At 60.6% G+C, this 5,945-nt stretch carries 10 protein-coding genes; 5 read left to right on the top strand and 5 right to left on the bottom strand.

The annotated features are described in order from the left end of the window. Positions 1 to 473 precede the first annotated feature (473 nt). Complete coding sequence (locus YUU_RS0145370) at positions 474 to 767, bottom strand: GYD domain-containing protein (RefSeq protein ID WP_027528060.1); 294 nt, start codon at positions 765 to 767, stop codon at positions 474 to 476. A gap of 483 nt (positions 768 to 1,250) precedes the next feature. On the opposite strand from YUU_RS0145370, the gene YUU_RS0145360 reads away from it, so the two are divergent. Both YUU_RS0145360 and YUU_RS63150 read left to right on the top strand, forming a co-directional pair. Beyond that, entirely contained in the window at positions 1,251 to 1,775 is a 525-nt protein-coding gene (locus YUU_RS0145360; protein WP_245288325.1) for an Mth938-like domain-containing protein, read from the top strand. 113 nt (positions 1,776 to 1,888) lie between these two features. Beyond that, on the top strand, positions 1,889 to 2,098 hold the full coding sequence (locus YUU_RS63150; RefSeq protein WP_371260604.1) for a hypothetical protein: 210 nt from the start codon (positions 1,889 to 1,891) through the stop codon (positions 2,096 to 2,098). Here YUU_RS63150 and YUU_RS0145355 read toward each other — a convergent pair. The 4 genes from YUU_RS0145355 to YUU_RS59880 form a co-directional block, all read right to left on the bottom strand. Beyond that, positions 2,046 to 2,594 (bottom strand): hypothetical protein, encoded by a 549-nt coding sequence (locus YUU_RS0145355; protein ID WP_156944939.1) that lies wholly within the window; start codon positions 2,592 to 2,594, stop codon positions 2,046 to 2,048. The genes YUU_RS63150 and YUU_RS0145355 overlap by 53 nt on opposite strands. Positions 2,595 to 2,747: 153 nt before the next feature. Next, a complete protein-coding gene (locus YUU_RS0145350; protein WP_027528057.1) occupies positions 2,748 to 2,933 on the bottom strand; it encodes a hypothetical protein in 186 nt (61 codons plus the stop codon). Between the two features lie 3 nt (positions 2,934 to 2,936). Continuing rightward, complete coding sequence (locus YUU_RS0145345) at positions 2,937 to 3,443, bottom strand: hypothetical protein (protein WP_027528056.1); 507 nt, start codon at positions 3,441 to 3,443, stop codon at positions 2,937 to 2,939. A gap of 969 nt (positions 3,444 to 4,412) precedes the next feature. Next, the gene (locus tag YUU_RS59880; protein ID WP_156944938.1) at positions 4,413 to 4,589 is read right to left on the bottom strand and encodes a bacteriocin; all 177 of its coding nucleotides are present in this window, start codon (positions 4,587 to 4,589) and stop codon (positions 4,413 to 4,415) included. Positions 4,590 to 4,924: 335 nt separating this feature from the next. On the opposite strand from YUU_RS59880, the gene YUU_RS0145340 reads away from it, so the two are divergent. The 3 genes from YUU_RS0145340 to YUU_RS57990 form a co-directional block, all read left to right on the top strand. After that, on the top strand, positions 4,925 to 5,212 hold the full coding sequence (locus YUU_RS0145340; RefSeq protein ID WP_027528055.1) for an usg protein: 288 nt from the start codon (positions 4,925 to 4,927) through the stop codon (positions 5,210 to 5,212). A gap of 4 nt (positions 5,213 to 5,216) precedes the next feature. Further along, on the top strand, positions 5,217 to 5,465 hold the full coding sequence (locus YUU_RS0145335) for a hypothetical protein (RefSeq protein ID WP_051390280.1): 249 nt from the start codon (positions 5,217 to 5,219) through the stop codon (positions 5,463 to 5,465). A gap of 300 nt (positions 5,466 to 5,765) precedes the next feature. Continuing rightward, positions 5,766 to 5,945, top strand: a 180-nt coding sequence (locus tag YUU_RS57990; RefSeq protein ID WP_035665186.1) for a helix-turn-helix domain-containing protein, incomplete at its 3' end; no start/stop codon positions are given.

The following is a 5,945-nucleotide window of genomic DNA, read 5'->3' as shown; positions in this document are numbered from 1 at the left end:
GGGCTAAGAGTTCTTGATTGGACGTTGAAGTTCTAGTGAGCCCAAACAATACTAGGTCGACCGGAATAATCCTGTTCAGGAGCGTCCCGATGCATGACGTAAGGGAAAAGCAACGCGAAGCCCGCCGGAAGATCATTCGCCAATGGGCGAAGCTTCCGAAGGATAAACGGCAGTCTANGGAGGGGATTTCTGAATTCGCCAGGACCGCCGCTCAGCAGAACGAGAACGCATTCGTCCGCAGTCATCGCGATCCGTATCAGAAGATCATGGGATGGCTATTGCCGCGTGCTCATCTCTGAACGACTGAGTCCTCTGCACATCCTTCGAAGGCGACACCGGGTTCTTCAGCTTGACGCCATGTGACGAACGGCCCGCGCGATTTAGGGAGCAAACCCGCACCTTGTCGCAGACATGTCGCTGCGCTGGCCGACGTTATGTGCCAACAACTGACCTTCGTTTTGATTTGCGTTAGCTTACGCAAGTCCCGCGATGATCTTGTCAACGTCCGCTTCCGGGAACACCTTGACCGAAGTCGTCCGTACGTTCCCGATGGCGGCCAGCGACAAGAGAAACTTGGCCATGGCCTCATCGTCGGTGGCCTCGGCGTGGATGATGAGGTCATATGTTCCCATGGCGAGATAGCCGGCCTTGATGTCAACGCCAAACTTTTTGCCCAACTCCCTGGCGGCCGCTCGACGCTGCGGCATTTCCTTGATGGTCCGAACACCTTGCTCGGTGAAATTGCAGAGAAGCATGTACGTGGACATGTCGATTCTCCTTTGACAAAGAAGCAATGGACTTAACGGGTCCACGTCGTGGATTATGCCATACTGCCTGACCCCGCCCAACTACCAAGATCCCCGCCGCTGCACACCCACTCGCGCGAGGACGAACTGGTCTACGCGGTGCAGGGGCAGCTAATCGCGCGGGTCGGCGATGCCGCGTCGAGGTGGGGCCGGGCGCCTACGCGGCTCTTCCCGGCGGTGTGCCGCATACGATCGAGGTGGTCGGCGACCAGGCGACCCTGCTGCTCAGCTTCGTGCCGGGTGGGCTGGAGCGCTTTTTGGTCCCCCGGGACGGGGCGGGACCGTGCCGGAGCGAGTTCATCCTGAAGAGGCTCTCTCGAACTCTCCCGAAACCCCATCCGGGCGACCTGCGACACTTCAACCCGACCCAGCGCTTGCCCGATAGCAGGCTGCGCCATACGTTTCCGCCGAGGGGCCATCCTGAGAGGCTGAGGAGAAAAAAGATTGGACGCGGGGCTAACGGCGCGGTGCCTCCATCGAAGCTGGCCGACCTGGCGTGAAGCAGTCCAGGATCCGGCGATTGACCGGGAGCAACGTCGTCGGAAGAGCACCGATATGGCGCGCGTCTGCCGAGGCGAAGTCACGGCCTCGTGCGGAGATTGGAAACAGGCCATGGAGATCGATCGCACCACGTTCGGCACCATCACGATTGACGGAAAAACCTATGAGCACGACGTGATCATTCGTCTATCCGGCGAGGTGGTGAAGCGAAAGAAGAAGCTATCGAAGAAGTACTACGGCACCTCTCATGTCCTCTCGAAGGACGAGGCGAAGTTCGTCTTTGAGAACGGATGCGAGCAGCTCATTCTCGGCTCGGGCCAGTTGGGCAATGTGCATCTATCGCCGCAAGCTGAGGCGTATTTCGTGAAAAAGGGCTGCAAGGTGCTGTTGCAGCCGACCCCTGAGGCGATCCGTACGTTCAACAGGTCGCATGCGAAAAAGATAGGGCTTTTCCACGTGACGTGCTGAATCGGGCAGGCGCCAGCTGCCACTACGCGGCGGCCGGAATCCTCGACGAGACGTCCAATACCCCGCGAGGACCGGGCGGCGGGCGCCGACATCCAGCAACCAGGAGGCAACCAATGCAGCTCAGCTCAAATGCCATTTCTGGCGGCTCAGCGATCCCGCGCCGTTTCACCTGCGATGCAGAAGACCTCTCCCCACCGTTGGACTGGCAGGCCGCACCTGAAATGACCGCCAGCTTCGTCCTCCTTTGTGACGCCGAAGTTGTGGTCATAGCTAGATCGCTTGGGCTAGCGCCTGGCGACGCATCGGCAGCTTGCCGCTCTTGACGTGCTGGCGGCCCATTCTGACGGCATCGGCGCGAGCGTGTCCGGTCTGTAGGATCAGCTCGAGTGCCAGCCTCGCCCTGGTACCAGGCGCATGCCGCCCCCGGTACTTCGTGATCTCGTCTTCACTCCAAGGGTGGAAGCCCGTCGACTTCTTCAGCTTCGCCAGCTTCACGCCGGCCAACGGGTCGACCTTCATCATGCCGATGGACAAGCAATGATCGACAAAGCCGCGAAGCGCCTTGCACCAATTACGCTGCACGATCGGGCCCTTGCCGTTCAGGATATTCTGCAGCGCCTGGGTGTGCATCATGGCGATGCGCTTGTCGCCGTGATCGTTGCGGAAGTTTTCGAGGATGGCGCGCCGGTTACTCTGTGTCGATTTCGCGAGGCCCTTCGTGAAGGCGGTCGACTGATAGTAGCTGACCAGCGCCGCATTCACGGTGCCAGGGATCGTGCGGCCCGCGCCGAGTTCGGGTTTCGCCGGTACCTCGGCCATCGCTGCCTCATAGATCGCCATGAACGATGGCGACCACGGCAGCACGTCGACGGGAATACGGAGTCTAATCTTGGGGCATCCATCGACGGAGATAGTACGCAGTGGTGCAGTGCTGGGTCTGGTACTCATGCACGAAAGGCGGGTTGCGACGCTTCATCGAACTGAGTCCCATTCGTTAGCCGAATGGTCGACATCCTGCCCCTGCCCCAGTTTACCTGCAATGACCACCATACGCCCATCGGGCGCAATCTCGACCCGCCCCGACACCCCCACCTTGGCCATCGCCTTGAGGGCCTTGACCAGGTCTGATTGGCGGAAGTGCTGGCGGGCGCGGGACATGGATTAGACCGTTTCCACCCTCACGAGGTCGACGTCCCTCTCGGCCGCTGCCACGGTCAGCAGGAAGTCGCTGACTGAACGCAACTCAGCTGCTGAGCACTGGCCTACAAATCTCGCGGCCGGCTTCGTGCGCAGTTCAAATAAGTTGGTAACGGAGTTGAAAAACGCCCCGGTCGCCGCCCATTCCGTGCCAGCTTCCAACCTTTGCGGTTCTGGTGGCGTTAGAGTTAGCGGCAGGTCTGGCGGAGGGCCATCCAGGATAGCCTCAGCCTCCGCGGCTTCATCCTCCGACTCACGTATCGACGCGGCCTCCTCGGCCTTGCATTCGGCCTCTAGATCTTCCTGCTCAATCTCGTCAACGATCGATGCAGCAGCGGAATCGGTCTCCGGCTTGCGCTCTTGAAGCGCCATGCAGCCGCCGACGGGCACCGCTGTGCCGACCATCGTACACCTGCCAGATGGGTCGACGGTGACACCGAGCGCCAGCGGGCAGATCCTGGTGTCCTCCATGTTCGTCCCCGTTCTGCTCGGGGCCGGTTGGCAGATTGTGGTGAGCGGCGGCACCACGCACGTCCCGTGATTGCAACCCGCGACCAACCTCGGCGTGCTTTTCAGCGGGCACGCGGTCGCGCTCGGCGTCGGTGGTGAGGTTCTCCATCCACCACCGACGCCAACTTTCCAGATCGCGAGCGACGGGTCTTCCCGCGTCGCGTGCGGCTCGCGGTGTGTCGGCATTGTTCATCCTCATGATCCGAAACTCCTTGTATCTGGACGATGCCGCAACACTGCGTCGCCCACTGTCGATGACGGGGCGAAGGGTCGCGGAGCCGGTTCGCTGCGTTGGATCAACGCTTCGAGACTGATCGAGCACCGACCTTGCCGTTGCGTGATTTGCGAGGCCCGCTCAGTTGATGGGCCGGCGCAGCTTCGCACCCCCTGCACTTGCCGAGGTTGCTGCCGAAACGGGCTCGGCGCCTTCGCGGCGCTTGCCATTCGGGTGGCCAAAACGGATCGCCGGAGCGCCCCGTCGACACACATCGAGTCAACCCGCCCGCCTCGCACGCACATGTGACTGGAGAAGCCCGGAATTGCAGGCGCCTGCCGAAGGATCACGAAAACAGAAAGACCCCGATCAGCAAACCGATCGCAAAAGCGCAGAGGCCCAAGGTGCACGCGGAGATGACCCGAGTGAGGTTACGTAAATCTTGATCCACTACCGGCTGGGATTGATCGGTCATTCCGGCCCCCCTGCGCTGGGCGTCGTCCTAACAGCCTTCTCCTCATAGGTGCCCAAAAGAAGGCGATAGACGGTCACGGGCGATCACGATTTTCGGAATGACGCGCAGGCGAGGGCCGCCAGCGCACGGCGAAGCAAAAGCCCCGCCGGCTCGTGGGCGGGGCAGGAACGGCTCGTTGCGGGGTCCAAACGGAGAGGCCGCCAGCTGAGGCGGCCTCAAGTGACCAAGCACAGGTCCTGTTTCAGAATCCGGGATTACTTGGTCGGACCGGGGCAAGTGCCTTAAGCTGAAAATCCCACCAAGTTGGGATTTTCATTCGTCCGCCACTTACTGAGTCCAGCTCATCGATCGTCAATTCCTCGCTTCTCAGTTCGCGATTTTTCAGTTCGCGATTTTTGCTATTCAGATCATCCGTCATGGGATTTCCCTGCTTGCTTCAGGATGGGATCCTTCCCGCCGGACTGACAAGGCTAGGACGGTCCCTAATGAGTTACTGTGCTTGTTGTCACACAAGCAACCCCCGGCTGGCAGGGCGGGCTCGGTGTGGGGCAGTTGGGTTGTTACTTGGGCCGCTTCGGGCGCTTACGCCGCTTCTTCGGGTTGAAGCGCCCTCACCGACTTCAAAAGCCCCGTCGCGTCACAGTGATGGCCATCACTGATGGCTGGCGCTTCGGGAGCGATAAGGGGGTGTCAGGCCGCGACGGCGAAGATGATCTGCTGGGACGGACCAGCGTGGAGGGAATGGAGATTGGCATGGCTTCTCGGGTTGGGATTGCTTCCGAGGATTTTCGGAAACAAGTGATGGGATACGGGCTGACGACGGCACGGATCCTCTATCGGATGCCGGATCATCGCTCGCTGCTGCAGACCTATGTCTGGCAGAATTACGATCTGTTTCCGAAATTCCCGGCGCTGCAGGATTTCCTCGCCTTCTGGCGGGAGAAGCTCGACGGCCCCTTGTTCTCGGTCACCGTGGCGCATTCCAGGCTGATCAAGCCGGCTGAACTGCGCGCCGTCGATGGCGTGTTCAGATTGCATTGAGCAAATGGTGGCCAAAGGCGCGCGCAAACTGGAGTTTGATATGAAGCGTCTGATGATTTCTGCACTCGTGTTCATCGCTCTGCTCGCTGCTGGGACCGGCCTGTTCCGTTCGCACGCGCTCCTGATCGACAGTCGGGTCGGAACCACGGGCATGGCGACAACGACTTCGCAAGGCTATGGCGCCAGGGGCACCGATATCCCGATCGAGGATTTTGAGGATCGGTCGCTGGAATTCCCGAGGGAGAAAAAGTAGAGCGCGATGTGAGTTCGCCCCGGCTGACCGCTAGTAATTGGGTTAGCGCAATTTGCGCATCAGCGCCAGAAGTCCTTGAACCGATCGGGTGCCAGCTCGGTGTCAAGCACTCGCCGTCGGAACTGGCCTACGGGTAGTCGCTTGCTGATCTTTAATGTCGGTGATCGCGGCTTCCCCCAAGATCAGTCGGCCATACGACCGGCGGCCCCGGCCTAAGTGTGGCCTGTCAGGAGGTTGTCCATCTGGTCTGAACCGAGGAAGCTGAGGTTGCGAAGCTTCAGTGTTCCAAGGAGAGACCAGATGAACGTCCACAAGAATGCGCCTTTGACGCCCAAAGGTCGAGAGGCGATGGTCCGAAGCGTGGCGCAAGGCGGGCTCAGCCAGGCTGGCGCGGCCGATCTGTTCAATACGACACCGAAGACGGTGGCCAAATGGGTCAAGCGGTTCCGCGCAGAAGGTGTGGAGGGATTGCGTGATCGC

The sequence above is a fragment of the Bradyrhizobium sp. Ec3.3 genome, from assembly GCF_000472925.1.
Lineage (GTDB): Bacteria > Pseudomonadota > Alphaproteobacteria > Rhizobiales > Xanthobacteraceae > Bradyrhizobium.
The sequence above is the reverse complement of the archived record's forward strand: the minus strand, read 5'-3'. Positions and strand labels throughout refer to the sequence as shown.

Excerpts from the sequence above, each read along its gene's own strand:
- YUU_RS0145370 (WP_027528060.1), bottom strand. The coding sequence starts at position 767 with ATGTCCACGTACATGCTTCTCTGCAATTTCACCGAGCAAGGTGTTCGG.
- YUU_RS63150 (WP_371260604.1), top strand. The coding sequence starts at position 1,889 with ATGCAGCTCAGCTCAAATGCCATTTCTGGCGGCTCAGCGATCCCGCGC.
- YUU_RS0145355 (WP_156944939.1), bottom strand. The coding sequence starts at position 2,594 with ATGGCCGAGGTACCGGCGAAACCCGAACTCGGCGCGGGCCGCACGATC.
- YUU_RS0145350 (WP_027528057.1), bottom strand. The coding sequence starts at position 2,933 with ATGTCCCGCGCCCGCCAGCACTTCCGCCAATCAGACCTGGTCAAGGCC.
- YUU_RS0145345 (WP_027528056.1), bottom strand. The coding sequence starts at position 3,443 with ATGGAGGACACCAGGATCTGCCCGCTGGCGCTCGGTGTCACCGTCGAC.
- YUU_RS59880 (WP_156944938.1), bottom strand. The coding sequence starts at position 4,589 with ATGACGGATGATCTGAATAGCAAAAATCGCGAACTGAAAAATCGCGAA.
- YUU_RS0145340 (WP_027528055.1), top strand. The coding sequence starts at position 4,925 with ATGGCTTCTCGGGTTGGGATTGCTTCCGAGGATTTTCGGAAACAAGTG.
- YUU_RS0145335 (WP_051390280.1), top strand. The coding sequence starts at position 5,217 with ATGGTGGCCAAAGGCGCGCGCAAACTGGAGTTTGATATGAAGCGTCTG.